This window comes from Hymenobacter sp. AT01-02, from assembly GCF_000961955.2.
GTDB classification, from domain to species: Bacteria; Bacteroidota; Bacteroidia; order Cytophagales; family Hymenobacteraceae; genus Hymenobacter; species Hymenobacter mucosus.
In genome coordinates this window covers 15556-41752 of record NZ_JZIR02000046.1, presented here as the reverse complement: position 1 = coordinate 41752, position 26197 = coordinate 15556, and the positions used below count along the sequence as shown (strand labels likewise).

The 26197-nt window shown below is 54.9% G+C and carries 22 protein-coding genes and 2 pseudogenes; 8 read left to right on the top strand and 16 right to left on the bottom strand.

The genetic code is table 11. The annotated features are described in order from the left end of the window. The 3 genes and pseudogenes from VI25_RS15020 to VI25_RS15010 form a co-directional block, all read right to left on the bottom strand. Positions 1-867: pseudogene (locus VI25_RS15020) on the bottom strand (hypothetical protein); the annotation flags it as partial. A gap of 191 nt (positions 868-1058) precedes the next feature. Continuing rightward, a complete protein-coding gene (locus VI25_RS15015; RefSeq protein WP_045690112.1) occupies positions 1059-1928 on the bottom strand; it encodes an aldo/keto reductase in 870 nt (289 codons plus the stop codon). A gap of 91 nt (positions 1929-2019) precedes the next feature. Continuing rightward, positions 2020-2871, bottom strand: a complete 852-nt coding sequence (locus VI25_RS15010) for a helix-turn-helix domain-containing protein (protein WP_055562625.1) — start codon at positions 2869-2871, stop codon at positions 2020-2022. 261 nt (positions 2872-3132) lie between these two features. Here VI25_RS15010 and hxlB point away from each other — a divergent pair, with 261 nt between their 5' ends. Genes hxlB through VI25_RS25945 form a run of 3 tightly spaced genes read left to right on the top strand, consistent with a single transcriptional unit; the run spans position 3133 to position 4398 of the window. Further along, entirely contained in the window at positions 3133-3717 is a 585-nt protein-coding gene (gene hxlB, locus VI25_RS15005; protein WP_045690113.1) for a 6-phospho-3-hexuloisomerase, read from the top strand. Positions 3718-3766: 49 nt separating this feature from the next. Then, positions 3767-4093, top strand: a complete 327-nt coding sequence (locus VI25_RS25950) for an orotidine 5'-phosphate decarboxylase / HUMPS family protein (protein WP_201783316.1) — start codon at positions 3767-3769, stop codon at positions 4091-4093. After that, complete coding sequence (locus tag VI25_RS25945; RefSeq protein ID WP_201783315.1) at positions 4084-4398, top strand: hypothetical protein; 315 nt, start codon at positions 4084-4086, stop codon at positions 4396-4398. Before VI25_RS25950 ends, VI25_RS25945 begins: the two co-directional genes overlap by 10 nt. A 191-nt stretch (positions 4399-4589) precedes the next feature. Here the strand turns inward: VI25_RS25945 and VI25_RS14995 are convergent, their stop codons facing one another. Further along, on the bottom strand, positions 4590-6416 hold the full coding sequence (locus VI25_RS14995; protein ID WP_052695533.1) for a peptidoglycan D,D-transpeptidase FtsI family protein: 1827 nt from the start codon (positions 6414-6416) through the stop codon (positions 4590-4592). 277 nt (positions 6417-6693) lie between these two features. On the opposite strand from VI25_RS14995, the gene VI25_RS14990 reads away from it, so the two are divergent. From VI25_RS14990 to VI25_RS14980, 3 genes are all read left to right on the top strand, one after another. Continuing rightward, positions 6694-7038 carry a hypothetical protein gene (locus VI25_RS14990; RefSeq protein ID WP_045690114.1) on the top strand — a complete coding sequence of 115 codons (345 nt, stop codon included), beginning with the start codon at positions 6694-6696 and terminating at the stop codon, positions 7036-7038. Next, a complete protein-coding gene (locus VI25_RS14985; protein WP_152981644.1) occupies positions 7011-7559 on the top strand; it encodes a helix-turn-helix transcriptional regulator in 549 nt (182 codons plus the stop codon). The genes VI25_RS14990 and VI25_RS14985 overlap by 28 nt, the downstream gene beginning before the upstream one ends. 129 nt (positions 7560-7688) lie before the next feature. Continuing rightward, positions 7689-8663 carry an alpha/beta fold hydrolase gene (locus VI25_RS14980; RefSeq protein ID WP_082455573.1) on the top strand — a complete coding sequence of 325 codons (975 nt, stop codon included), beginning with the start codon at positions 7689-7691 and terminating at the stop codon, positions 8661-8663. Between the two features lie 55 nt (positions 8664-8718). On the opposite strand, the gene VI25_RS14975 is transcribed toward VI25_RS14980, so the two are convergent. From VI25_RS14975 to VI25_RS24775, 4 genes are all read right to left on the bottom strand, one after another. After that, on the bottom strand, positions 8719-10152 hold the full coding sequence (locus VI25_RS14975) for an APC family permease (protein ID WP_161806953.1): 1434 nt from the start codon (positions 10150-10152) through the stop codon (positions 8719-8721). Between the two features lie 111 nt (positions 10153-10263). After that, the gene (locus tag VI25_RS14970; RefSeq protein ID WP_045690123.1) at positions 10264-10728 is read right to left on the bottom strand and encodes a DUF1572 family protein; all 465 of its coding nucleotides are present in this window, start codon (positions 10726-10728) and stop codon (positions 10264-10266) included. A gap of 144 nt (positions 10729-10872) precedes the next feature. Beyond that, positions 10873-12342 (bottom strand): peptidoglycan D,D-transpeptidase FtsI family protein, encoded by a 1470-nt coding sequence (locus VI25_RS14965; protein WP_410503436.1) that lies wholly within the window; start codon positions 12340-12342, stop codon positions 10873-10875. Then, on the bottom strand, positions 12293-12670 hold the full coding sequence (locus tag VI25_RS24775; RefSeq protein ID WP_152981643.1) for a hypothetical protein: 378 nt from the start codon (positions 12668-12670) through the stop codon (positions 12293-12295). Before VI25_RS24775 ends, VI25_RS14965 begins: the two co-directional genes overlap by 50 nt. A 704-nt stretch (positions 12671-13374) precedes the next feature. Between VI25_RS24775 and VI25_RS14955 the strand changes: the two genes are divergently transcribed. Beyond that, positions 13375-13863 carry a ferritin-like domain-containing protein gene (locus VI25_RS14955; RefSeq protein ID WP_045690118.1) on the top strand — a complete coding sequence of 163 codons (489 nt, stop codon included), beginning with the start codon at positions 13375-13377 and terminating at the stop codon, positions 13861-13863. Between the two features lie 161 nt (positions 13864-14024). Here VI25_RS14955 and VI25_RS24770 read toward each other — a convergent pair whose 3' ends face one another. From VI25_RS24770 to VI25_RS14920, 8 genes and pseudogenes are all read right to left on the bottom strand, one after another. Beyond that, the gene (locus VI25_RS24770; RefSeq protein WP_152981642.1) at positions 14025-14717 is read right to left on the bottom strand and encodes an MAE_28990/MAE_18760 family HEPN-like nuclease; all 693 of its coding nucleotides are present in this window, start codon (positions 14715-14717) and stop codon (positions 14025-14027) included. After that, a complete protein-coding gene (locus VI25_RS14945) occupies positions 14714-15763 on the bottom strand; it encodes a DUF262 domain-containing protein (protein ID WP_045690120.1) in 1050 nt (349 codons plus the stop codon). The genes VI25_RS24770 and VI25_RS14945 overlap by 4 nt, the downstream gene beginning before the upstream one ends. A 51-nt stretch (positions 15764-15814) precedes the next feature. Continuing rightward, positions 15815-18640: a methylmalonyl-CoA mutase family protein gene (locus VI25_RS14940; RefSeq protein WP_410503435.1), complete on the bottom strand. Its 2826-nt coding sequence runs from the start codon at positions 18638-18640 to the stop codon at positions 15815-15817. 112 nt (positions 18641-18752) lie between these two features. After that, a pseudogene (locus tag VI25_RS28925) lies at positions 18753-19293 on the bottom strand (cobalamin B12-binding domain-containing protein); the annotation flags it as partial. Between the two features lie 384 nt (positions 19294-19677). Next, positions 19678-20526, bottom strand: a complete 849-nt coding sequence (locus tag VI25_RS14935) for a carboxypeptidase-like regulatory domain-containing protein (RefSeq protein ID WP_045688579.1) — start codon at positions 20524-20526, stop codon at positions 19678-19680. A gap of 157 nt (positions 20527-20683) precedes the next feature. Continuing rightward, on the bottom strand, positions 20684-21037 hold the full coding sequence (locus tag VI25_RS14930) for a hypothetical protein (RefSeq protein ID WP_045688580.1): 354 nt from the start codon (positions 21035-21037) through the stop codon (positions 20684-20686). A gap of 129 nt (positions 21038-21166) precedes the next feature. Next, entirely contained in the window at positions 21167-22012 is an 846-nt protein-coding gene (locus VI25_RS14925; RefSeq protein ID WP_161806952.1) for a carboxypeptidase-like regulatory domain-containing protein, read from the bottom strand. Between the two features lie 258 nt (positions 22013-22270). Beyond that, positions 22271-24118, bottom strand: a complete 1848-nt coding sequence (locus VI25_RS14920) for a glycoside hydrolase family 15 protein (RefSeq protein ID WP_045688582.1) — start codon at positions 24116-24118, stop codon at positions 22271-22273. A gap of 240 nt (positions 24119-24358) precedes the next feature. Between VI25_RS14920 and lepA the strand changes: the two genes are divergently transcribed. Further along, positions 24359-26146, top strand: coding sequence for a translation elongation factor 4 (gene lepA, locus VI25_RS14915; protein WP_045688583.1), 1788 nt, complete (start codon positions 24359-24361; stop codon positions 26144-26146). The last annotated feature ends 51 nt before the right edge of the window (positions 26147-26197 follow it).

The window sequence follows — 26197 nt, the reverse complement described above, 5'->3', positions numbered from 1 at the left end:
CGTCGCTAGCTGGTTGAGGGCGGGGCGGCTTTCAGGCAGCAGATCGGCCTTGCCCTGGTGGAACAACACGGTTGGCAGTACTACCGGCGTGGGCACCACTAGGGGAGCTGGGTTGCGGCGCACAGTATCCAAGCGGGCTGTATCTGGCGGGGTGGGCAGTGGCACCTGGCGCGGCGGCACGGGCGCGGCTGGTTTGGGCGCCGCGCCGGCCCCCGTTACGTTAATTGTAATGGGCGTGACGGCCCGCTGTCGGGTGGGGTAGTAGCCCTGGGTGAGGTAATAGGTCGTAGTGGCGCGCAGCTTAGTGGCGTAGGAATTGCCGGTAGCTAGGGGCTTCTTTAGCTCGGCATCGGCATACCAGCGCACATCTCGCCCCGATACCCGAATAGTAGTGGCTGCGTTGGCGCGCACCGTAGCCGCCGACTGCAGCTTGACGCGGTAAAACGTAAACGAACCAATGTCGCAGTCGCCCACTGGCTGGTAGGTTGCCTGGCCGGTTAGCTTTTCCAGTTTGGGGTCGTAGGTGAAGCTGATGGAGCCCTCACACCAGTAGCTAACGGGGCTGCGGCCCGTTTCTGTGAGCTTGCGCACGTGGTCTAGGCGCATGCCGGCGGCTGTGCGCGTAGCCTCCACCTGAAACGTGACAGATATGTTGGGTTGCTCACCCACTTCTTGGTAGAGGATGCCGAACAGGTCCGCATCCTTGCCCTTCTGTACCCGCATCTCCGACGGCCAAGTTTGTCCCGGTTCGCGGCTGTCGGTTTCCACGCCTTGCCAAATACCCGCCAAGGATTGCGCCTGGCCTGGTTTCACAAGCAATACCCCCAGAAAGACCACTAGTATTCTATACCACGTGCTGTTCTTCATTGCCACCAAGTACTCCTCAAGTTGAAGTCGAATGATACAAACCAATCTGCTAATAACACAAGGTACTGCGTCATAGTCTGGCTCTGATCTTTCACGTAGTGAGGTGCCTCTGGTTTGACTCCGCTGGAGAAGCTTATGTGCTCAAAGCTCCTGTTCTCAATCAGCTACGCAACCAACCCAGGGGTTACTTACTAACCGAGGTACGCCATATCTGCCGCCGTTAGCTTGATGCTGGCTGCCGCCAGGTTCTCGCGCAGATGGGCCAATGACGAAGTACCCGGGATTGGCAGAATCCAAGGCGACTTGTGCAGTAGCCAGGCCAGGTTGATTTGGGCGGGCGTAGCATGGTATTGACGAGCTACCTCGGCAATTTTGTCAAGCTGTTTGGGCAAGGCGTGGAGCAGGGAGAAGAAAGGAATGAGGGGAATGCCGTGTTGTTCACAGAGGTCCAGCACTTCCTCCCCGCCTGGGTTGGCGCCGTGGGGTAGCGATACGGTGGTACGCTGGGCATAGCTGTACATGTTCTCTACCGTTGCAATGGGCCCCAACTGCAAGCCGGCTTCCAGCTCGGCCCGCGTTACGTTGCTCAAGCCCACGTGCAGGATTTTTCCCTCCCGCTGCATCTCAAATAGGGCGCCTAGCTGCTCTGCCAGTGGCACCGGGCCGGGCCCCATCAGGCGCAGGTGTACCAACTGAATTTGCTCCTGCCGCAGGGTCCGCAAGTTGTTCTCAATGCTGGTGCGCAGGTTTTCGGGTGTGTTGAAGGGCACCCAACTTTTATCGGGTCGGCGGGTGGCGCCTACCTTGGTGCAAATAACTAAGTCAGCGGGGTAGGGATGTAGGGCTTCTGCTAGCAAGCGGTTCGTGACATCCTCTCCGTAGTAATCGGCGGTGTCCAGAAAGTTAACACCCGATTGCACCGCCGTGCGCAAGATTTCCAGGGCCTCAGCGCGGTTAGCTGGCTCGCCCCACACTTCTGGGCCCGTTAGGCGCATGGTGCCGTAGCCGAAACGGTTTACAGTAAGCGGGTGGGCTGAATGTTGGGCAATAGTAATCGTCATGGGTGGTAAGGAAAGAGGTGAAAACGACCGTGGGTTGGGGTTGGGTAGCGTAGGCGGTAGGTTAGCGCATTTGCCGCCTAAGGGTAGTAACTCAGTCTACCAGCGTATTGAACCTGGAATTGATATGCTGCCGCGCTTGCTTCTGAAACTCCTCGGGCGTTTGAGTGGTGTGCTGCTTGAAAAAACGACTGAAATACGGACGATCCTTAAAGCCTAGCAAGTAGGCTATTTCCTTGATGGTGTGCTCACTATGGATGATCTGCCGCTTTGCTTCCAGAATAATACGGTCATGAATAAGCTGCATACCGGTTTTGTCCAGCTTCTCTTTTAGTATCTGGTTTAGGCGTTTGGAGCTGATGCTGAGCTTGGCGGCGTAAAAATCGGTGTTCCGAATGTGCTGGTAGTTCATTTCCAGCAGCACCATGAAATCATAAACGCGTTTCTGGTTGACATCCTGCGTGGTGAATTCCTGCTCCTTCACCCGCACCAGGGTTAGGAGTAGTACTTTTAGTAACGACTTAAGAATCAGAAGACTGCTGTCGGGCTGTTCGTATTCTGAATCAATGAGTTCGTAGATTTTGTGTAGCTGGGTGGCCGTTGAAGCGTCAATAGGTAGGCACGAAAACTCTCCTTGGATATTGAAAATCTTGAAAACGTCGAGCAGGAATTCTTTCACGTCCTCGTCCAGCACTTCGCGACGAAAGGAAATCAGCACGCCCCGTTTACCGGCCTTATTAAGCTGGTGCACCCGGTAGGGCGGTATCAGGTACATCCAGTCGCCCTTCAATGCGTGCGTGGCGTCTTTCAGGGTGTGCAGGGCATTCTCGTTCTGAAGCCAGACAATTTCGAAGAACTCCCGCCGCACGGGGTCATCAAGGTAGCTGCCTGGGCAATTAGCCAAGTTCGTAACGTAGATCAGTGTGTCGTTTAGGGTGAAGGGCATAGGATACCTAGGTAAGGACGCCAAGCGGAGAGAAGCGGCTGTAAGCGAGGAGCAACGGGCAGGGAGTTTCTACTTCATGGCACTATCACTATTCTGAAATTACTACCTATTGCTGAGAAAAAATAGCTACTAGGCATTGTAGCGTTTCCAAATAGTCCCATATGATGCGCTGATTGTATAACCTGTTCCGCACCAGTACCCGGTACCTTTGCCAGCACTTTCACCCCGGGAGTACCTGCTGTCCATTTCACCGCTACCCTGATGCCGAGCCCAACCCAACAAACGCCTGCTGCTGCTGTGCACCGCAACCTGGAACTGGTTGTGCGCGAAAATCAGGCGCTACTAGAAAAAATCAACTTTGAGCAAGTGGCTGCGCTTCTGCCGCTGATTCAACAGGCCAATCGGATTTTTGTTGTGGGCGCCGGGCGTACAGGGTTGGCCCTGAAGGCCACTGCCATGCGACTTATGCATTTGGGCCTCAGTGTATTCGTGGTTGGTGAAACCACCACGCCCGCCATTGGAGCCGGCGACTTATTGTTGGCAGGCTCCGGCTCCGGCACTACAAGCAGCATTGTGAAGGCCGCCGAAAAAACGGTAGCCGCCCAAGGGCAGGTAGTAGCACTTTCTACTACTGCTGAGTCGCCCTTGGCCAAACTCGCCACCCAGGTAGTTGTGCTGCCGGCGGCACAAAAGCAGGATCATGGGGGCACCATTTCCCAGCAGTATGCCGGGAGCCTGTTCGAGCAAGCGGTGCTGCTTCTCGGTGATGCCCTGTTCCAGACTTTGTGGGCCCAAGACGGTACACCGGCCGAAGAACTTTGGAAAAGACACGCCAACCTGGAGTAACAATCAGGTTGTAGTTAATTGATTAACAGTAGATTAAAATTTGAATAACATGGCAAAGCTGCAAGTTGCAATTGACCTTCTGACCACCAAAGATGCCCTGGAACTCGCCGGGAAAGTGGCGCCTTACATTGATATCATTGAGCTGGGTACCCCGCTGATTAAGAGCGAAGGCTTGGCGGTTATCACCGCTATGAAGCAGGCTTTCCCTGATAAGCTGGTGTTTGCTGACTTCAAGACGGCCGATGCGGGCGAACTAGAGGCTGATATGGCCTTCAAGGCAGGCGCCGACTACATCACAATTCTGGGCGCTACGGGCAATGCTACCATTGAGGGAGCGGTGAAAGCCGCCAAAGCGCACGGCAGAGCGTGGTGGTAGACACTATTGGGGTTGCCGACCGTGTAAAGCGGGCGCAGGAAGTAACCGCCCTGGGCGTTGAGTTTGTGGAATTGCACGCTGGCCTCGACGAGCAGGCGCAGCCCGGCTACTCCATTCAGGTACTCATCGACGAAGCGGCTCGGGCTGGGGTACCAGTATCTATTGCTGGTGGCGTAAACGTAAAAACTATTGCCGCCGTGAAGCAGTCGGGCGTAGTAGTGGCCGTAGCTGGTGCCGCTATTTACGGAGCCGCTGACCCTGCTGCCGCTGCTAAGGAGCTGCGCGAGGCGCTGGATGCTGCGTAGAGCTGTGCTTCTACCTTAGTAGGTATAAAGAAAAGGCTGCCTCACACACGTGAGGCAGCCTTTTTTATGGTATAGCTAGCAAAGCTCACCTGGTAGTTTCTAGTTGGTTTATACGGCTTACTACTGGCTATCCTTGCTACCGAAAGCCGCTTTGCAGCGGAAGCGTTGGTATGGGACCCGGTTAGTAATTTCTAGTACCCGTTTCGGGCGCGGCGCTGAATGCGCGCCTCCCAACGTTTGCGTTTGGGAGCAATGCTGCCGCGTAGGTATTTCTCCATTACTAGTACAGCACACGGCGCCGCGGCCGTAGCCCCGAAGCCGGCATTTTCGAGGTACACTGCCACGGCTATCTTGGGGTTGTTGGCGGGGGCAAACCCAACGAAAGCCGCGTGGTCGTCGCCTTCATCATTTTGCACGGTGCCGGTTTTGCCAGCTACTGTAATGCCCACATCGGCCAAGCTGGAGGCGTCGGCGGTGCCGCCGCGCTGCATAACGGCTACCATACCGGGCACTAGCGCGGCAAAGTGGGCGCTGTCGATAAGGGTGCGGTGCTTTTCGGTAAAGCGCGGCAGTGGCCCACCCATTCCAACCTGGCGTACCAAGTGAGGTGTGTAGTACCAGCCGCGGTTGGCAATGATGGCGGCCATGTTGGCCATTTGCAGGCCCGTCAGGTTAATTTCGCCTTGTCCAATGCTGAGTGAGTAAATAGAGCGGTACGTCCAGCGAGTAGTACGGCGGGCCTTATCATAATACGCGGCGGTAGGTAGAAAGCCAGGCGCTTCGCGGGGCACATCCACGCCCAGCACCGAATCTAACCCAAACGACCGGACATAGCGCCGCCACAGTTCTAAGTTGGCGTGGCGGGTAGCCACCGTATCCACCGCAAGGCTGTCGGGCATACGGTTAATAAGGCTCTGCATTGTTTGGTAGAAGTACGGGTTACAGCTATACTTCAGCCCTAAAGTCAGGTTATTGGCCTGGGGGTGGCGGTGCACACAGCTCACCAGCGACTGGTCGCAGCGGAAGGCCGTGGCCGGCGTGATGGCGCCAAGCTGCAACGCCACGGCAGCATTTACTAGCTTAAACACGGAGCCGGGCGGGTTGGCCAGCATGGCGGGCCGGTTCAGCAAGGGCATATCTTCGTGCCCCAGCAGCGTAGCCCGCACCCCGGCCTGGTCGGGTGCGGTGATGGTAGCCGGGTCATACACGGGCGCCGATACGTAAGCCAAAATTTCCCCGGTTAGCGGATCTAGGGCCACGAGGTAGCCCCGGCGGCCGCCCAGCAATTTCTCGGCATAGGCCTGCAGCTTCACGTCAATAGTCAGGTGGAGATCCTGGCCTTGCTGAAAGGTAGTGTCTTTGGCCCAGGTGCCGTGCTGCTGACCCTTCGCGTCTACTAAAGGGTGCAAGTAGCCGTGGCGGCCGTTGAGCAGGCCGTTGTAGTACGTTTCAACCCCACCACTGCGTAAGCGGTAGAAGCGCCCCCGCCGGTAGCGCTTCGCTTGGCGGTAGAAGGCCTGTGCCTCCGCCCCTAAGTAGCCCAGCACGGGGGCACCCGCGCTAGTTGTGTACACGCGCTGTCGGCGTTCGGTTAGAAGGAGGTTGGGCCAGTTGGCGCTGTCGCGGCGTACGCGCTTGGCCTGGGCCGCGGTAATGCGAAGCTGAACCGGGTAGCCAGCCGGCATTCCTTCGTAGGGGAGGGCATCGGCAATGCGCCGCCGGACGGTCACGGAGTCCCAGCCGAGCAATAGGCCCAGGGCCAGCGTATCGAGTGGGGGGCGGCGTGGCAGCTTCAGCAGGTATTGTAGGCGGGTGTCTACTAGCACCGAGTCGTTGCGGTCAAGCACGCGGCCCCGGATGAGCGAGTCGGAAATCACTACGCGGCGCCGAGTGTATACCTCGCCGGTTTCGGGGTCCTGTGTTGGGGTATTCGTTTTTTGTTCGGGGGACGAGCAGGATGCTAGTCCTAGCACTAGAGCTAGCAAAATATTCTCCCACCGCTTAAAAGACGTGCGCATGGGGTAAAGCTAGCCAATTGCCGGAAGTCGGTTCTGCGCTTTTCGGTGAACAGATCTAATCAGTGCTTAAACCATGATACAACTGCTGTAGGTAGCACCCGTTTGTTTCACAGAACTGCCCGTTGGACTGTTACCTTACGGCCCGGCTCATCGTTGGGCATGTTGCTGGCAAGCGGTAGCATGCGGTTGCAGAGGAGACATCCAAACCAATTAGAGCAGCGCAAAAGCAGAACATACAGCTAGTGCCAGGGTTACTCGGAACACAGACTCCATTTGCATGAACTACTCTACCTACACTTCTGAGTTGTATGATCAGCCAGCGGTGGAAACCAGCGCGGCGCAGCCGTGGCCCGGGCTGCGGGTTGAACGCTATCAGTTGGCGGCGGGGGGAGTACCGGCGCATTTTCATGCCCAACACCTGTTGCTCATTCATCAGGCAGAGCAGGCGGTGCCCTCTCACCGCTCGAGTGGGAACCGGGTTGAGGAAGGGTTGTTCCGGGCCGGCGACGCAGGGTTGTATCCTGCCGGGGAGTACGGGCCTTCTGCCTGGAACGGCCCAGCCAACATCATCAATGTACATATCGACCTGCGTGGTTGGAAAATAAAGCCCGTCAAAGTCTAGACTTGGTGCGCTTCAGCCTGCGCGAACGGTTTCGGTTTGAGGATGGCCTGCTGTCTTACCTAGGAAGTCAATTACTGGCGGCGGCCGGGCGTGAGCATGCGCTTGGTCAACTCTACGCGGAGTCGCTGGTAAACACGCTGGGGTATCATCTCATCGAGCATCATGCTTCTTTTGAGCGGCGCATTGTGGGCGTTGGCATGCGGCTGCCAGCGGCGGTACTGGCGCGCATAGATAATTACGTGGAAGCCCATGCTGAACAGACTATCACGCTAGCGGCGCTGGCTGATTTAGCTAATCTAAGCGTCTTTCACTTCGCCCGGCGTTTTAAGCTGACTACCGGACGCTCGCCGTATCAATACGTGCTGGACTGGAAAATCAAGCGGGCTCAACAGTTGCTGCACGCTGGAGAGCTGCCTGTTGCCGCCATCAGCGACGCGCTTGGCTTTGCCTCGCCTGCCCACTTTTCGGCCGCGTTCAAGCGGGCTGTGGGCCAGAACCCACGCGCGTTTCAGCACCGCTAGTCTAGTGGGTAAAGGGAGCAAGAATTTGTAAGAAGTAAGCAGTAATCAGGCAGTGCGCCGGAGTGGTTACGGGGAAATTTGCAGCATGCAACAGGCAGTTACCCGCTGCTTTTACCCCACATCATTCCTATGTATACTCCAATTGCAGTAGACAATGGCATCCTGGGTGCCCAACCCAGCGCCCCAACGCCAGCAGAAGCCTTAGGCCTCTACTCAGACGAAGAGCTGGTGAAGAAGCTACCCGGCTTCACCAATCATTACGTCACCGTCAATGACATCCACCTCCACTATGTGGAAGGGGGGAGCGGCGAGCCGCTGATTTGCCTGCCGGGCTGGCCCCAAACCTGGTGGTCCTATCACCCGGTAGCGGCTCAGCTGGCCGCGCACTACCGCGTTATCATCCTGGATATCCGGGGCATGGGTACCTCCGAGAAGCCTGCCGCGGGCTACGACAAAAAGACCATGGCCCAGGACGTGTACGCCCTGACACAACTGCTCGGCCTGTCGAGAGTAGCATTGCTGGGCCATGACATCGGGGGAATGGTAGCCCTCAGCTTTGCCTTCAACTACCCAGATGCCACAGACAAGGTAATTTTGTTAGACGGCAGTCACCCCACCGAAGGCATGCGCTACATGACTATGCTGCCCGCCCCCGGCACCTTCGAGGCCAAGATGAATGGCGACAACCCCTACATGTGGTGGATGGCGTTCAACCAGACCAAGGAGCTGCCCGAACAGCTGCTGGCCGGCCGCTTCCGCTACCTGCTCGACTGGCTCTTTGGGTACGTGATGATTGACGAGCGCCACATGACGGAATTTGACCGGGAGGTGTACGCCGCCTCTTACAACCACCCCGACAGCATCCGGGCTGCCACTGGCTGGTACCAAGCCTTTAACCAGGACATTGCCGATGCCAATACCTACTCCCGCCTGACCATGCCCGTGCTGGGCATTGCGAGCTACGTGGCCTACAACCACATGAGTATGGGCCTGCCCCACATAGCCGAAAATGTGCAGGTTATTGGGCTCCAGGATAGTGGACACTACATGTTCGAGGAAAAGCCAGCCCAGGTACTAGAGGCGGTGTTCAACTTTCTGCAGTAACCCGAGCGCGCCAACTGGCCCGCACTACCGCTACGCCCCCGCATTGTTGCATGGCCTAGGCCTCTACACTGACACTACTGGCCGATTGCATCCGGGCTTGCCGCCGGAAGTACACGAAAAACGGAAGCCCTGTCAGAATGAGGCCTAGGCCTAGCAGCGACTGAGTCGGTTGCGTAATGAGCGTGTGCCCGGTGAACGTAAGGGCGAACAGGATGAGTAGAAGCTGCACAAAGGGGTAGCCCGGCACCGGACCTGGTATGCGGCCCTGGCGCTTCATTTTTACCACGGCCACCGCCAGCAGGCCATAAAACAGGAAGGTGGCAAAAATGACCAGGTCCGTCAGCCGCTCAAAGGTGCCGGAGATAATTAGCAGGCTGCTCCAGGCAAATGTGTAGGCCAGTGCGCGGTAGGGTGTGCGGAAGCGGGGGTGCACTGCCGCCGCTGATGGAAAGAAATACCCTTCCTGGGCCATGCGGAAATGCACACGGGTGTGCGAGAGCAGCACCGAGTTGAGCGTGCCAAATACGCTCACCAGTATCAAGACCGTAACACCTGTCTTGCCCCACTTGCCCAGCAAGGCCTCCGCTACCACTGCCGCCCCAATTTCGTTTGGGCCCACGGCCGCCAACTGGCCTAGAGGCAAGGTGCGCAGGTACACGTAGTTGATCAGTACGTACAGCACAATGGCTATGCTTACGCCACCGATGATGGCGCGGGGTACGTTGCGCCGTGGGTTTTTGATTTCGCCCGTGACAAAGGAAAGGTCTACCCAGCCATCATAGGCCCAGAACACGCTAAGCAGGGCCCCAAAAAATGCACTACCCAACGACACCTCCCGTATGGGTACTACTGCCGCCGTGGTGCCGCTCGTGTCAGGAGAGGCCAGAAACAAGCCCGCGAGGATGAGCAGGAGAATGCCCCCAATTTTGGCCGCTGTAAAGACGTTGCTGAGCCGCCCGCTTTCACTCACCCCGCGGTAGTTTACCCAGGTAAGCGCGGCCGTGGTAGTAATAGCCAAGAGCTTAATGCCAGAGTCAGCAAATGGGTAAATGAGCCCGCCGATGGAGAAGTGGGCCCAGGCTTGGGCCGGGTTGGGCAGGGGTAGCAGGGCGTTAACGGATTGAGCGAAAATGAAAGCCAGAGCCGCCACCGAAGCGGAGCCAATGATGGCGAAATCTGTCCACCCAAACAGAAACGAAGCAAAATTGCCAAACGACAGCCGTAGGTACTCGTACACCCCGCCCGATTCTTCCGTGAGCGAGGCCATGCCCGACAGGTTCAGGGCCCCACAAATAGTCACTAGGCCCGCCACCACCCAAGCGGCCAAGATCCATTCCGCGCTTAGGCCACTCTGCGCCAGCGGTACAATCTTCTTGAACACGCCGGACCCAATCACAATGCCCGCTACCAGCAACGTGCCGCTTACTACCCCAAAGGCTCGAACCAAAGTAACAGGGGCGGCAACGGGTGGCTTTTCTGGATCTTTCATTTTATCAAGGTAAACGGGTTTGCTACTGAGCAGCCCGATGCTGGTTTGCAACATAGATAGCAAAGGAGGACAGCACAGGCCCCAAGTCTTAACTCCTACCTATGCGTGTAGCTAAACAGGCTGCTGCTGCCCGGAGTCGAGTAAGCGCCGGTGGTAATTAATCTGGCCCAAGTGATAGGCCAGATGAGTGGCCAGATGCACCAGGAAATATTCGGTCGATGTCTTCTGGTCAAATACCAGGATGGGGTATTCCCGCGTCAATATGTCGGGGTTTACTTGCTCTAGTGATACATCTACTTTGCAGCTGGTGTCCTGTAGCATTTCCAGCAGCTCCAGCCGAGGAATATTTTTTAGCGAAAATTCCAATTCGCGGTGCCGGGTATACGCTATACCGCCAAGTTCAGCCCCGATATAGGTGTTCAGATTGCCGACCAAATGCAGACATAGGTTGCCGGCCGAATTAGCTATACCTTTTTCAACGCGCCAGATTAGATGCTCGTCGTTGTACAAGGTGAGTTCTTGCTGCACCCGATTTAGGTCACGTTGAAACAACTGGCGGAGAGTATCAATGAGCATATATAGGGGGCGTTTGCTTGGATCAGCGCTTAGTTTTACTTCGGTAAATGGTTTAAAGGGCACACAAAGAGTGTATCTCAGCACTAACTATTTTACTTCGGTAAATGGTTTAAAGGGCACACAAAGAGTGTATCTCAGCACTAACTAGTATCCATGCCGGGCACGGCTCTGAATACGCGCTTCCCAACGTTTGCGCTTGGGGGCAATATTACCGCGTAGGTACTTCTCCATAACTAAGGCGGCGCAGGGCGCGGCAGCATCCGCTCCAAAGCCCCCATTTTCTATATACACCGCTACGGCAATCTGGGGGTTATCGGCGGGGGCAAAGCCCACGAAAGCGGCATGGTCGTCGCCTTCGTCGTTTTGCACGGTGCCGGTTTTTCCAGCCACCGTAATACCTACGTCCTCTAGGCTAGAGGCATCGGCCGTGCCGCCCTTCTGCATTACGGCTATCATGCCGGGTATGAGGGCGGCGAAATGGGCGCTATCCACTAGGGTATAACGCTTCTCGGTGAAGCGTGGCAACGGTCCATCATCGCCCACGCTTCGCACCAGGTGCGGAGGGTAATACCAGCCGCGGTTGGCAATGATGGCGGCCATGTTGGCCATTTGTAGGCCCGTCATATTGATTTCGCCCTGGCCAATGCTGAGCGAGTAGATGGAGCGGTACCGCCACCGGGTGGTGCCCCGGGCCTTATCGTAGTACTCGGGGGTAGGAAGGAAACCCGGTGCCTCGCGCGGTATGTCTACGCCCAGCACCGAGTCTAGGCCAAACGAGCGGACGTAGCGGCGCCACTCGGCTAGGTTGACGTGGCGGGCAGCTACAGTGTCCTGCACTAAACTATCGGGTACGTAGTTGATGAGTTTCCCCATTACCTGATAGAAGTAGGGGTTGCAACTGTACTTGAGCCCGGCGGTAAGGTTGCTCGGCGCCGGGTGCTTATGCACGCAGCTGACGAGTTTCTGGTCGCAACGAAAGCTGGTAGAGAGGGTGATGGCGCCCAATTGCAACGCCACGGCGGCATTCACTAGCTTGAACACGGAGCCGGGCGGATTAAAGCGCATAGCCGGCCGGTTCAGCAGCGGCATGCCTTCCTGTTGCAGCAGCTTGGCGCGTACCCCAGCCAAATCGGGAGCGGTAATGGTGGCGGGCTTGTAGATGGGCGCCGACACGTAGGCCAGTATTTCCCCGGTACGTGGGTCCAGCGCTACCAGGTACCCTTTACGGCGACCCAGGAGTTGCTCCGCGTAGGCTTGTAGCTTTATATCAAGGGTCAGGTGCAAATCCTGGCCTTGCTGAAAGGTAGTGTCGGGTGCCCAGCTGCCCTGCGTCTGGCCTTGCTCATCCACCAAGGGATGCAGCGTGCCCCGGCGCCCGTTAAGAATGCCATTATAGTAGCCTTCTATACCACTGTTGCGCAGTTGGTAGAAACGGCCCCGGCGGTAGCGCTGAGCTTGGTTATAAAATGCCTCCGCCTCGGCTGCCATGTAGCCTAGCGCATGGGCGCCCACGCTGGTGGTATAGGTGCGCTGGCGGCTTTCGGTCAGGGTGAGGATAGGCCAGTCACGGCTTTTGCGGCGTACCCGTGCCGCTTCGGCTGCGGTGAGGCGCAGCTGTACCGGGTACCCCGCAGGGGCTTCCTCGTACGGCAGGGCATCGGCAATGCGCCTGCGGATGGTAGTGGCCCCAACCCAGTAACTGGCCTAGCGCCAGCGTATCAAGCGGCGGTCGGCGCGGGAGTTTTAAGAGGTATTGCGGACGAGTGGCTACCAGTACCGAATCGTGGCGGTCCAGAATACGGCCGCGCTGCGGCACTTCGGGCAGCACGATGCGCCGCTTGGTATAAACAATGCTCGTATCAGGAGCCTGAGGTGGGATGTCAGTTTGTTGTTGAAATGAGGAACAGGTGACCAGCACCAAAAACGCAGTAAGTAAACTCATTCTCCAAGTTGCAAACAGGTAAAGCCACGGATACCCGGGGTACTCTACGCAGTTGCCGAGTTCCTAGATGTGTCGCCCAAACTAGGGAGTGCGGGTTACCTGCTGCCAATACTGAGAGGACCGCCGCCAGGCTCTCCGTAGCTTCTACTTCGCTCAGAGCTCTGTCGCAAGATCAAGCGAAACGTACCTGCTTCACTTTCAAGACGTAGATGCTTTGCTGTCGCAGAGTCACCTACAGGATCTTGTCATTTTCAGCTTACTCACTCTGGTTTGCTAGGCCTCAAAGGTGAGTTAACCAACTCTTAACACTTCTCTTTTGGCTTATCCCTAAGTGGAAGGAGAGTATTATTAAAGTGCGATTTGCATGTGAAGGCACAGCATTCTGACTCAAACTACATGCCTTTTGAAACTGATTGTATAATGCTGACAATCAGTTATATGATTGTAATAGCAGTCATGTAATAGTAGGCCAGCCTTTAGATAGAAATCGTAATTGTATTTAGGGAATAACAAGCGGTGAGTACACTACTTCGCTGCTGGCCTAAACAAGTACCCTGCCCGTGTAAAATGTTGATAATAAGTCTGTAAGGTCAAACAAATGTGCGGTGTTTGTTGATGACATCGGTGGCCAACTAACTGAGATAGAGTCCGTTGGAATAGACGAGCAAGCAAACCTTGCTCTTGACCCTTTATCCTTCTGAGCTATGAACACAGACGACCTGAAACAACTCATCAAAGACGGCCTCTCGGCCCAACGGGCCGGCAGCCAAGTGGCAGCCCAAGCCACCGACGAAATCCTCAACGATGCCAAGCACCCCGAGCTGAAAGCCGCCCTGCAGGAAGGCAACGAAACCTCCAAGAAGTGGGCCCAGCGTATTGAGGATGCCATTTCTGAAGTAGGCGGTGCCGAAAACCAGAACAACGAAATCCTGGAGGCCCACTACCGCGTGAGCAAGGAAATCCGGGCCAAAGCCACTTCCGACACCACGCGCGACCTGGGCATCATTGCCAGCGGCCAGCTGGCCCTGCACTACTGGATTGCTTCCTTCGGCACGGTAGCCTCGTATGCCTCCTCCGCCGGCCTCACCCAAACCGAGCAGAATCTGAAAGCCTGCGTGCAAGAAGCCAAGCAAGCCGACGACAAGCACACCGACATCGCCCAGCGGATTCTCGCCGAGCAAGGCCAGGAATAGGGGCAACCCTCTCTATAGCAGTCCTGCTGACCGTAACGCAACCGCGCCGCTTGGATAGCTCCAGGCGGCGCGGTTTTGCTTTGTTATTAAGGTACTAGTGGGTACTCGGCCCCGTGTGATAGTTGATCAGGTATTCTAAACTTGTGCTACATACCTAATAACTATGTTAGAGAATAATGCTTTTTTGCATATGGCTTTAGAAAAAGCTTTTTATTATAATATAACTCGAATACATCAATTAATTGATTTGAAAATTGAACAATAGATGCATGCCTTCCTCTTAAAACATCAGTCCTGAATCTCTCTCCAACAACAGATGCACTTTCTCTGCCATGCGCTACAGCATTTCTCCTTTCAACTAACTCATCAATAATAGTTCTTGTTATCGGATCTATTGTGAAATTCTTAATTCCAAAAACGTTAATAACCTCAAGTATGGTCTTTGTCCATACGTTCTGAAGATTGGAGGAAAAGATAGTTTCACTAATGGTGAGTGTGCTTTCACTCTCCATTTCGCTAAAGACTTCTGCTGATTTTGAAAGAAAATTTTCATATTTACAATCTCTTAACGCTTTTAATTTATTTATATGAGATATTGATCTAAAGGTGTTTGCATAATGAAGACTCTTAATATTATTAGAACTTATGTAAGAAAGAGTGTTTTCAATTAACTCATTCACTGTTTTTTCTAACGCAGCATAAAGATGGACTTGAAATAGTCCACGCATGATTTTTACTTCAATTGAAGTAAGATCCATTGTGTTATTCGGTTCAAGTGAGGCAATGTAATTCAGATATGTTAATGCTTCGCTAAATCGGCCTCTTGCCTTTGTTCTTACGTTTGTAAAACTCATGATATTAATTTTTCTTTAACATAATTTATTCGTTGTGTAAGTTTGCTTCTAGAGTTAGTAGCGCCAGTTGTTAATCGATTAAGCTCTTCATCATCTAGTAAAGGAATAAGCTTGCTGGCATCAATCTTTTGCTTGCTGTTTATCGCATCAGCAATACCAACAACTATAGCTTCATATAAGACTAAGGGAGTTATATTTTTTCTGGTACCTCTAACAATGCCATTTGGCAAAGAGTCATTAGCAAATTTAAATGTTTTATTAAATAATGTCTTAAGCTCATTCTTGTTCTTAAATGAAGAGGTTTTGAATGACATATAATCATTTAAAAAACCTTTTACACTATGTGTAAAAGCTTCTCTATTTTCATAATACGCAAAAAATTTCAAAACGAGTTCCTCTAGATTTCCTGTTCGCTCAGCTTTTTCCGTTAATTTTACAACGGATTTAAAATCTGTGTTCTCAGAACATGATTTGATGAAATCATTAAAATCGCCGAGATAAACACAGTTTCTTATTTCTTGTGGATGAAGTATGATTCCGCCAGTATTGAGACGCTCAAATAAATCATATCTTAAATTAAAATCACTTCTATCATTAAGAACAGTTACGCGAATAGGACGAGTTAGAAACGTAAGTTGAAATGATTTTGGCAAGTCATTATACTGTATGCCATTTAAAGTGTTTAATTTGTCTAATCCAGTTATTTTTAATTTATGACAATTCTTATTTACTTTCTTGATGGTTTCATCGTTGCCAATAAAATTAATTATTGTAGTCAAACGTTGAAGCCCATCAATAACTTCCCATGTGGCGTCTTTATTAGTAGCCATGAATAAACTAGGCACAGGTATGCCAAGAAATATAGATTCAATTAGCTGTGATTGACGGACTTCATCCCATATAAAATGTCTTTGATATTCAGGTGCAACGTCTATAGCATCCTCTGCTATCATATCATAGAGTTGTCTGACAGTTATGTCATAACTGTCAAAAGCAACTGATCGACGGTTACTATCTAACTGTTCTTGAATTTTTACAGTGTCCATTATTACTTATAATAAAAATTTTGCTGAGGAATACTGGTTTAAGTATTCCCTCTACATATTCCGGCGGTACTGTCCGCCTACTTCAAACAGCGCATTTGTAATCTGGCCGAGCGAGCAAAATTTCACGGTTTCCATCAGTTCCTCGAAGAGGTTGCCGTTGGCTACGGCTACTTGTTGCAACTGCTTCAGGCGCTGCTCTGTGGTGCCGGCGTTGCGGGCGTGCAGGTTCTGCAGCATCGTGATTTGATACTGCTTTTCCTCCTCCGTGGCGCGGATAACCTCGGCCGGGATGACTGTGGGCGAGCCTTTCGAGGAGAGGAAGGTGTTCACGCCGATGATGGGATACTCGCCCGTGTGCTTGAGCATCTCGTAGTGCATGCTTTCCTCCTGAATTTTGCCGCGCTGGTACATGGTTTCCATGGCGCCCAGCACGCCGCCGCGCTCTGTAATCCGGTCGAACTCGGCCAGTACGGCTTCCTCTACCAGATCGGTGAGTTCCTCAATGATGAAGGAGCCCTGCAGCGGATTCTCGTTTTTGGCCAGGCCTAGCTCCCGGTTGATGATGAGCTGGATAGCCATGGCTCGGCGCACCGATTCCTCCGTGGGCGTGGTGATGGCCTCATCGTAAGCGTTGGTGTGCAGAGAGTTGCAGTTGTCGTAGATGGCGTAGAGGGCCTGCAGCGTGGTGCGGATATCGTTGAAGTCGATTTCCTGGGCGTGCAAGCTTCGGCCGCTGGTCTGGATGTGGTACTTCAACATCTGCGAGCGGGCGTTGGCGCCGTACTTCAGCTTCATGGCCTTGGCCCAGATGCGGCGCGCCACGCGGCCAATTACGGCGTACTCCGGGTCGATGCCGTTGGAGAAGAAGAACGACAGGTTGGGGGCGAAGTCGTTCACGTCCATGCCCCGGCTCACGTAGTACTCCACGAAGGTGAAGCCGTTGCTGAGCGTAAGGGCCAGCTGGGTAATGGGGTTGGCACCCGCCTCGGCAATGTGGTAGCCGGAAATCGACACCGAGTAGAAGTTGCGAACCTTTTCCTTGATGAAGTACTCCTGCACGTCGCCCATGAGGCGCAGGGCAAACTCGGTGGAGAAGATGCAGGTGTTCTGGGCCTGGTCTTCCTTCAGGATGTCGGCCTGCACGGTACCGCGCACCTGGCTGAGCGTGCGCGCCTTGATGGTAGCGTACACGTCGGCGGGCAGCACCTGGTCGCCGGTCACGCCGAGCAGCATGAGGCCTAGGCCATCATTGCCGGCGGGCAGCTCGCCCTGGTAGTGGGGGCGAGCCAAGCCTTTCTCCTGATAGATATGATTGATCTTAGCGTCAACCTCTGCCTCTAGGCCATTCTCCTTTATATACAGTTCGCACTGCTGGTCGATGGCCGCGTTCATGAAGAAAGCCGCCAGCGTAGCCGCCGGACCGTTGATGGTCATAGACACCGAGGTGCTGGGATTAGCCAGGTTGAAGCCCGAATACAGCTTCTTGGCATCGTCGAGGCAAGCGATGCTCACGCCGGCATTACCGATTTTGCCGTAGATGTCGGGCCGTAGGTCGGGGTCTTCGCCGTAAAGCGTCACCGAGTCGAAGGCCGTGCTCAGGCGCTTGGCCGGCAGGCCCGCCGATACGTAGTGGAAGCGGCGGTTAGTACGTTCGGGGCCACCTTCGCCCGCAAACATGCGGGTAGGATCTTCTCCCTCGCGCTTGAAGGGAAACACACCCGCCGTGTAGGGGAACTCGCCGGGCACGTTTTCCTGGAGCTGCCAGCGCAGCAAATCACCCCACGCGGTGTAGCGCGGCAGGCTGACCTTCGGAATCTGCTGGTTGGATAGGCTGGTGGTGTGGGTCTGGATGCGGATTTCCTTGTCGCGCACCTTGAACACAAACTCCGGGGCTTTGTAGGCGGCTACCTTTTGCGGCCAGGTCTCCAGGAGTTTCCAGTTCTGTCCGTCCAGCCGAAGCTTGATCTCATCGAAGGTGCTCTCCAGGCCGGTGATGAGGTTTGCTGAGCTGGGGGCGTTGCTGCTGTTCCCGGCGCCAGGTCCTCCAGCGGTGGTGTTTCCGGGGAGGCTTTGGACGGCTCCGATGGCTTGCCGGATTCCGTAGAGTTGCTGAGCAGTGTCAGCTTGTTTTTGAACCCACTGATCATATTGGCGGTTGGTTTCGGCTATTTCAGAAAGATAACGTGTGCGGTGAGGCGGAATGATATAAATCTTTTCCGAGTCCTCTTTGCTGGTTTCAAGTTGAGAGGCAAAGGGCACCCCCGTCTTAGCTTCTACGGTACCCAGCACGGCGCGGTAGAGGCGGTTCATGCCGGGGTCGTTGAACTGGGAAGCAATGGTGCCGAACACCGGCATCTCATCTAGGGGCTTGTCCCAGAGTTGGTGGTTGCGCTGGAATTGCTTGCGCACATCGCGCAGAGCGTCGAGGGCGCCGCGCTTGTCGAACTTGTTAAGGGCAATGACGTCGGCAAAATCGAGCATGTCGATTTTCTCCAGCTGGGTGGCGGCACCGTACTCGGGCGTCATCACGTACAGGCTGGCGTCGGAGTGCTCAATGATTTCGGTGTCCGACTGGCCGATGCCCGAGGTTTCGAGGATGATCAGGTCGAAGTCGGCGGCACGCACCACGTCCACGGCATCCTGCACATACTTGCTCAGGGCCAGGTTGCTCTGGCGCGTGGCCAGGCTGCGCATGTACACCCGCGGCGAGTTGATGGCGTTCATCCGAATTCGGTCGCCGAGCAGAGCCCCGCCGGTTTTGCGCTTGCTGGGGTCTACGGAAATAATAGCAATGGTCTTCTCCGGGAAATCAAGCAGGAAGCGGCGCACCAGCTCATCTACTAAACTCGACTTACCCGCGCCACCCGTACCGGTGATACCGAGGATGGGCGCTTTCTTGGCTGCGGCCGGAGTAGGTCGATACGCTGGTCGTTGCCCGCTTCCGACTTCTGAAAATCAGCAATCAGCTGGCCTTTTACGCGCTCAAACTCCTGGGGGAAGTTTTCGGCGGCAGAAATCAGGCGGCCAATGCTACGGGCGTCTTTCTCCTTTATGTGGCCGGCCTCGCCGTTGAGGTTCTGGCCGGTGGGGAAGTCCGACTTTTGGAGCAGGTCGTTGATCATGCCCTGCAGGCCCATGGCGCGGCCGTGGTCGGGGGAGTAGATGCGAGTGATGCCGTAAGCCTCGAGCTCCTCAATCTCGGAAGGCAGAATTACGCCGCCGCCGCCGCCGAAGATCTTCACGTGGCCGGCGCCGCGTTCCTTCAGCAGGTCAAACATGTACTTGAAGTACTCGTTGTGGCCGCCCTGGTAGGAAGTAATGGCAATGGCCTGGGCATCTTCCTGAATGGCGCAGTCCACGATTTCCTGCACCGAGCGGTTGTGACCCAGGTGAATTACCTCGGCGCCGCTGCTCTGAATAATGCGGCGCATGATATTGATGGCGGCGTCGTGCCCATCAAACAGGGCCGCCGCCGTTACGATACGAACGTGGTTCTGGGGCTTATACGGAGCTACGGGAGCTGCTTGCATAGCGAGGTCGGAATTGGGTGGAATTTGGGGTAACGAAGGTACGAAAAAAGCCCCGGCGGGGGAGGCGGGGGCTTTTTGGAAATAGTCCTACTAATCCATTTCTACTTTCAAGCTTCATTTATCGACACCTAACTAATGGAGGAAATTTTAGGTGCAGTAATCGTTAAAAGCTTTTTCGCCTTGTTAGGCAGATCGGTCCGCTGGGTATTTTTTCGAGGTTCCTTAGGGCCTCACGAAACGCTCGTATTCCGATTATCTAGAAGATGCCTTTAGCAATGTATCTATTACTCTTGCCCTGGTAGTTCTGTTGGGACTTATGGTAAGCTCGCGGTAAGCTATTGCAGTTCTAACCAACCTGTTGAATAGACAAGTAACTATAAAAACTTATTCCGTCATCACGGTGAAGTAGAGGCTGGGCTGCATGGGGTGGAGGGTCCAGGCGGCTTCGCTGTTCTCGCGTTCTACTACCACCTGCTTGGCTTGGCGGGTGACGGGGATAGAGAAGTACTTGTCCCACGGGTCCGTCTTCTCACTTTGCAGCCATTGAATGGTAGCCACCACCGGCTGAGCATCTAGCTGAATTTCGTAGGGCCGCAAGTCTACTGTAAGCCAGCCGCGCTGCTTGTTGGTGCAGATTAGCTGAACGTCTTTCGAGAGTAGCGCACGGCCAGGCTTGCCCTGCTCTAGGGTATACAGGTTCAGGCGGAAGCGGAGTTGCTCGTAGTTGTTGGTGGCGAGGAAGACATGAAACTCCTCTAGGTAGGTATGATGCGTGGGCCGCAGCACGGTGCCAAATTCCCAGCCCCACTCATCATCCACGGTTTCTTTGCCGCTAGAACCGCCCATCCAGAAAACATCGGCCTTTTCCTTATTACGACCTAACAAACCAGGGTGAACCCGGCGGTGCTCTACCACTACATCGCGTAATGCTTGTTCTTGGGGAGCCAGCCGAAACTCGCGCTGGCCAGCGGCCAGCGCTGCCGGCACTACCACGTGCCGGGTGAAGCCTACGCACGAAACAACGAGGGTATCGCGCAAGTCGGGTAGGCGTAGTAGGTAGTGGCCGTGCTCATCGGCTACGGTGCCCAGCCCCCGGCCCGGTACCCCCAGCGTGGCGAAAGGCACTGGTGCGCCGGTTTGAGCGTGTACAACTCGGCCTTCAATGATGGTTTGGGCCCTTACGCTGGTAGCTAGCAGCCACAGCAGCAGGAAAACAAGAACACTACGAAACATTAGATGAATAAAGGCAGCACGACCCTCTAGCTAAAATCGGCGCAATATAGGCGCCGTATGGGCGGGAGCGGAGAGAATGTAGGCGGGAATAAAAAAACAGCTGAGCCACCATGTAAGTGACTCAGCTGTTTTTCGGGGTAGCGAAAAGAGCACTAAGCTATTTTGCGGCTTGCTTCTCTAAAGCCTGTAGGAGGTCATCGGCAGCTTTTTCAATATCAGCATAGCCTTGCTGCGCGGCGCGCTCCTTGGCCGCAATAAGGCCATCGCGATGCACCGTTTTGAAGTCGCCGTAGGGGAAGTGGTAGCGACCTTTGGTGTCTTCGCCCTTGCTTTCGTCAAGGCCGAGGTGCCATTGGCCATACTCAGCTACTTCGTGCTTTTCCAGAAACTTGTTTTCCTGGCTGGAGTCGGGGTTGTGCTGGCCCCAATGGCCTTCATCGTTTTTGAGTTTGCCCTCCTGAATAAGCTGCTTAGCAAACTTGACGGCTTCAGGATTCAGTTTCATGCTCATGAGGGGAGAAGTTGGGTGAACGGAAAGTGTAGGGCGGATAGTCCGCTTCCCATATGGGTACGCGCCCACTATGCTTTCCGTTAAGGTTGAGCTGTAGCTCGCTAAGGTGTCAGAGGAAGGTTATGCTATCTAGTCTTGGTATGACTGCACGCTAAGATTCATGCTGGGACTAACTGGATACAGCTGCCACTGTGCCTGACTTTTGTCGCGAACGTAGGCGCGGTGGAATGGGTCGGGGAAGGCGGCAGGTACGCTCAGGTGCTTACCCTTCGTCATGGGCTCGTCGTTATCAAGCCATTGTAGGGCTAAGGCAATTTTTTGATCCTTTTTCAGGTGCAGGTTGTATGGCCGCAAATCAACCTTAACCCAGCCAGTGTGCTGGTCACCGAGTACAAACTGCATATCTTGGTTGGTGAGCGGGGTGGTGGGGCGGTTCTCCTCCACGGCATAGAGCATCACCCGAAAGCGCACGAATCGGAAGTTATTGAGCTCTACGTACAGCGAAAAAGCATCCACGAAACAATTGTCGGAAGGAGTAAGGAAAGTGCCGACTTCCCACCCGCGTTTGTCCTTGGGCAAGCTGTCTTTGGGGGCCCAGTTGCTCCAGTGCGCCATGCCCCCCGTGCCTTCCCGGCCCAGCACCTGCGGCCGGAGCTTGCCGTGGCGGACGGCTACTTCCGTAAGCTGGGTGGCTTGCGGAGTAAGGAGTATAGCCGGGTGTTGCCTCAGTTCCGCTGCAAGCCGCTTTTGAGCCATGAACCCCACGCACGATATTATTACAGTATCAGTAGGCAAAGCCTGCTCCAAGGGCTGTAACCGAAACAGTCCGACCTCATTGGCTACCGTGCCTAAAGGCTTGCCTTTCACCCCCACGGAGGCATACGGAACCGGCTCATGAGTGTCGGCTCGGACAATGGTACCCTGCGTAATTCCCTGCCCAAGAACTGGAGTAGGATAGCCAAGCCAACTCAGCAACACAAGTAAAATACTACCTAATGGAAGTATACCAGGAAATAGGGTAGTGGTAGAAGCCTTGTGGCCCTGTGTAAGTGGATAGGGATGGTAATAAGCAGGTGCCATAGCTCAAGCAGGTGTTGGATTGCTAGCAAGAGCAAGCCGCATGGGCAGGAGTTGCATGAGTGACCCGGTAAGAGCGCATTAAAAGCACGACTCCCCGCTGACAAACTATGCCAGCGGGGAGTCGTGGACCTGCCTGCTACTACCTCACAGAGGCTACACAAATTGGTGGCCGCCGTGTTGTCCGTTGTGCCGAGCATCTAGGTCGCGGTTGAGCTGAAAGGCGGCGCTGATAAGTGCTAAGTGAGTAAAGGCCTGGGGATAATTGCCAATCTGCTCGCCTTGGGGGCCAATCTGCTCGGAGTAGAGGCCTAAAGGGCTAGCAAAGCCTAATAGCTTCTCAAACAGCAGGCGCGCCTTGTCTAGCTCGCCGCCCCGCGAAAGGTTTTCGATGTACCAAAACGAGCACATAGTGAAGGTGCCCTCTTCACCGGCCAAGCCGTCGGTAGCACCGTCCTTGGCATGGTAGCGGAACATCAGGGAGTCAAGTGCCAATTCCTGCTCAATGGTGCGCATGGTGGCTTGCCAGCGCGGTTCGGCGGGGCTGAACATGCGAATCAAGGGTAGTAGTAGGACGGTGGCGTCGAGCACGTGCCCACCTTTGTACTGCACAAAGGCCTGCTTCTTCTCGCTCCAATAGTGGGTGTACACTTCCTCGTAAATTTCGTCGCGGGTGCGGATCCATTCCACCAGCGGCGCTGGAAACGACCGGTCGCGGGCAATGCGAATGGCGCGGTCGAGGGCAACCCAGCACATCATCTTGCCCGATAGGAACTGCCGCTCCTCGTCCCGAACTTCCCAGATGCCATGGTCGGGCCGTTGCCAGTTTTGCGTCACAAAGTCTACAAGGCGGCATACGTGTTGCCAGAAATCGTAGGTAATGGCCCCACCATACTTATTATAGAGGTAGATGGTATCGAGCAGTTCCCCGTAAATATCGAGCTGAAACTGTTGGGCGGCCCCATTGCCAATGCGCACAGGGCGGGAGCCACGGTAGCCCTCTAGGTGTGTAAGCTCTTTCTCGGGTAGGTCGGAAGTGCCATCTACGGCGTACATTAGCTGCAAGTCCTCGGCCCGCTCCAGGCCTTCAAGCCGCTCCATAATCCAGCGCAGGAACGACTTCGATTCTTCGGTGAAGCCCAGGCGCAGAAAGGCGTACATAGTAAAGGCCGCATCCCGAATCCAGGTGTAGCGGTAGTCCCAATTGCGGTTGCCGCCTACGCATTCGGGCAGGCTGAAGGTGGCGGCTGCCACCGTAGAGCCGTGCTGCAGGGAAGTCAGCAGCTTAAGGGTAATGGCCGAGCGCAAAACCGTTTCGCGCCAGCGCCCCGTGTACGTGCTGCTTTCCACCCATTCCCGCCAGAAGCTCAGCGTGTCGTGGAAGGCGGCTTGGGTATAGTGGGCTAGGTCTCGGGCAATGAAGGTGGGGTCCTCAATGGGGGTAGCCTCAATCACAAAGCCTGCCGTGTCGCCGGCCTGTAGCGTCCAGCTGCCAGCAGCATCGTCCTGCTCCGCGGCAAAGGGCTGGTTGCCCAGCAGTCGGAACTGAAAACCATCGGGGCCCGTGCTACGAAACAACAGGCTTCCGTCGTCCTGAGCCTGCACTTCGTGGGCGGTGCGCGCGTAGTCGAAGCGGGGGGCGCACCGCATTTGGAATTCCATAGTACCCTTCACTACCCGCAGTATTCGAACCACGGCGCAGTTCTGCTCGTGGCGCTTCACGGGCATGAAGTCCGTTAGCTCGGCAATACCATCATCGGTGAAGAAGCGGGTAAGTAGGATGCCGGTATCGGGGAGGTAGAGTTGCTTGCTGCGGACGGCCTCGCCCACGGGCTGCAGAAGCCAGGAACCGCCTTTTTCTACATCTAGCAGTGCGGCAAAAATGGTGGGCGAATCAAAGCGCGTAAAGGGCAGATAGTCCAGGGAGCCAGCCTTCGAAACCAGGGCCACCGTGTGCAGGTTACCAATAAGGCCATAGTCTTCTAGGGGGGTAGCTTGGGTCATACAGGATAGGTGTTTGTCGTGCTTAACGCAGAATAGTCCATGCCTGCCGAGTTCGGGGGCAAAAACGCCAAAAAATAGAACGGTTTAGGGTAGTACTAAAGGCTGGCTCAGCTGGCCAGCGCCCGTACGTTGTTGCTTTCTGAGCTTGCCAGGGCCAGTGCCCTGCACGAGGAGCCTCCAAGCACTTTAGCTTTTCCGGGCCTAATCTGCTACCTTCGCGGTTGGAAAAAACCGCCTCTAGTGAAGAACATTCGCAATTTCTGCATCATTGCTCATATCGACCACGGCAAAAGCACCCTGGCCGACCGCCTGCTGGAATTCACCCAGACTGTGGCTAAGCGCGATATGCAAGCCCAGCTGCTCGACAACATGGACTTGGAGCGGGAGCGGGGCATTACTATCAAGAGCCACGCCATCCAGATGCAGTATCAGTACAAAGGTGAGCAGTACACGCTCAACCTGATTGATACGCCTGGCCACGTCGATTTTAGTTACGAAGTATCCCGTTCCATTGCCGCCTGCGAAGGCGCTCTGCTGATTGTGGATTCTTCCCAGGGCATTGAAGCCCAAACCATCTCGAACCTTTACCTGGCTATTGGCTCCGATTTGACCATCATCCCGGTTCTCAATAAGATCGATCTGCCGCACTCCATGCCGGAGGAGGTATCCGATGAAATTGTGGACCTGATTGGCTGCGACCGGGACGAAATCATTCACGCCTCGGGTAAGGCAGGTATCGGTATTGAAGATATTCTGAACGCCATCTGTGAGCGTATTCCGGCCCCCCAGGGAGACCCGGAGGCTCCGCTACAGGCGCTTATCTTCGACTCGGTGTTCAACTCGTACCGGGGTATTGAGGTGCTGTTCCGCATTAAAAATGGCACCATGCGCAAGGGCGACAAGCTCCGTTTCATGGCCACTGGTAAGGAATACGGCGCCGACGAAATCGGTATTCTGGGCCTCAACCAGGAGCCCCGCCCCGAAATGCGCGCTGGCAACGTAGGCTACCTTATCTCAGGCATCAAAGAAGCCCGGGAGGTAAAAGTAGGCGACACCATTACGCACGTTACGAATCCGACTAAGGAAGCCATTCAGGGCTTTGCCGACGTAAAGCCCATGGTATTTGCGGGTATCTACCCCGTTGATACCACCGAGTATGAGGAATTGCGCTCGTGCATGGAAAAGCTTCAGCTCAACGACGCCTCCTTGGTTTGGGAGCCCGAAACGTCGGTGGCGCTGGGCTTCGGCTTCCGGTGCGGCTTCCTGGGCATGCTGCACATGGAAATTGTGCAGGAGCGCCTGGAGCGCGAGTTCAATATGACGGTGATTACCACCGTGCCTTCGGTACAGTTCCACGCCACTGGCACCAAAGATCAGCTGCTGACCATCAACGCCCCGTCGGAAATGCCGGAGCCGAACATGATCAAACTGATTGAGGAGCCGTACATCAAGGCGCAGATTATCACCGCTTCTGACTATGTGGGGCCCATCATCACCCTGTGCATGGAGAAGCGTGGCATCATTAAGGGCCAAAGCTACCTGACTTCTGAGCGGGTAGAAATGAGCTTCGAACTGCCACTGTCAGAAATCGTGTTCGACTTCTTCGACAAGCTCAAGACCATTTCCCGCGGGTATGCTTCTCTCGACTACGAGCTGATCGGCTTCCGGGAGTCTGACATGGTGAAGCTCGACATCATGCTCAACGGGGAGAAAGTAGATGCCCTGTCGGCCATTGTGCACCGTTCCAAGAGCTACGAGTGGGGCAAGCGCCTCTGCGAAAAACTACGGGAACTGTTGCCACGTCAGCAATTTGAAATTGCCATCCAGGCTAGCATAGGGCAGAAGATTGTAGCCCGTGAAACGGTGAAGGCCCTACGCAAAAACGTAATTGCCAAATGCTACGGCGGCGACATTTCGCGGAAGCGGAAGCTGCTGGAGAAGCAAAAAGAAGGTAAAAAGCGGATGCGCCAAGTGGGCTCCGTAGAAATTCCTCAAGAGGCCTTCCTGGCTGTCCTGAAAATCGATTAATGAAAAAAACGCGCCCCATTGAGGCGCGTTTTTTTTTGCGTCTGCTTTACC

What these genes read in the sequence shown, in the direction of transcription:
- VI25_RS15015 (WP_045690112.1), bottom strand. Translation starts at nt 1,928, where the DNA reads ATGACGATTACTATTGCCCAACATTCAGCCCACCCGCTTACTGTAAAC.
- VI25_RS15010 (WP_055562625.1), bottom strand. Translation starts at nt 2,871, where the DNA reads ATGCCCTTCACCCTAAACGACACACTGATCTACGTTACGAACTTGGCT.
- hxlB (WP_045690113.1), top strand. Translation starts at nt 3,133, where the DNA reads ATGCCGAGCCCAACCCAACAAACGCCTGCTGCTGCTGTGCACCGCAAC.
- VI25_RS25950 (WP_201783316.1), top strand. Translation starts at nt 3,767, where the DNA reads ATGGCAAAGCTGCAAGTTGCAATTGACCTTCTGACCACCAAAGATGCC.
- VI25_RS14995 (WP_052695533.1), bottom strand. Translation starts at nt 6,416, where the DNA reads ATGCGCACGTCTTTTAAGCGGTGGGAGAATATTTTGCTAGCTCTAGTG.
- VI25_RS14990 (WP_045690114.1), top strand. Translation starts at nt 6,694, where the DNA reads ATGAACTACTCTACCTACACTTCTGAGTTGTATGATCAGCCAGCGGTG.
- VI25_RS14980 (WP_082455573.1), top strand. Translation starts at nt 7,689, where the DNA reads ATGTATACTCCAATTGCAGTAGACAATGGCATCCTGGGTGCCCAACCC.
- VI25_RS14975 (WP_161806953.1), bottom strand. Translation starts at nt 10,152, where the DNA reads ATGAAAGATCCAGAAAAGCCACCCGTTGCCGCCCCTGTTACTTTGGTT.
- VI25_RS14970 (WP_045690123.1), bottom strand. Translation starts at nt 10,728, where the DNA reads ATGCTCATTGATACTCTCCGCCAGTTGTTTCAACGTGACCTAAATCGG.
- VI25_RS24775 (WP_152981643.1), bottom strand. Translation starts at nt 12,670, where the DNA reads ATGAGTTTACTTACTGCGTTTTTGGTGCTGGTCACCTGTTCCTCATTT.
- VI25_RS14955 (WP_045690118.1), top strand. Translation starts at nt 13,375, where the DNA reads ATGAACACAGACGACCTGAAACAACTCATCAAAGACGGCCTCTCGGCC.
- VI25_RS24770 (WP_152981642.1), bottom strand. Translation starts at nt 14,717, where the DNA reads ATGAGTTTTACAAACGTAAGAACAAAGGCAAGAGGCCGATTTAGCGAA.
- VI25_RS14945 (WP_045690120.1), bottom strand. Translation starts at nt 15,763, where the DNA reads ATGGACACTGTAAAAATTCAAGAACAGTTAGATAGTAACCGTCGATCA.
- VI25_RS14935 (WP_045688579.1), bottom strand. Translation starts at nt 20,526, where the DNA reads ATGTTTCGTAGTGTTCTTGTTTTCCTGCTGCTGTGGCTGCTAGCTACC.
- VI25_RS14930 (WP_045688580.1), bottom strand. Translation starts at nt 21,037, where the DNA reads ATGAGCATGAAACTGAATCCTGAAGCCGTCAAGTTTGCTAAGCAGCTT.
- VI25_RS14920 (WP_045688582.1), bottom strand. Translation starts at nt 24,118, where the DNA reads ATGACCCAAGCTACCCCCCTAGAAGACTATGGCCTTATTGGTAACCTG.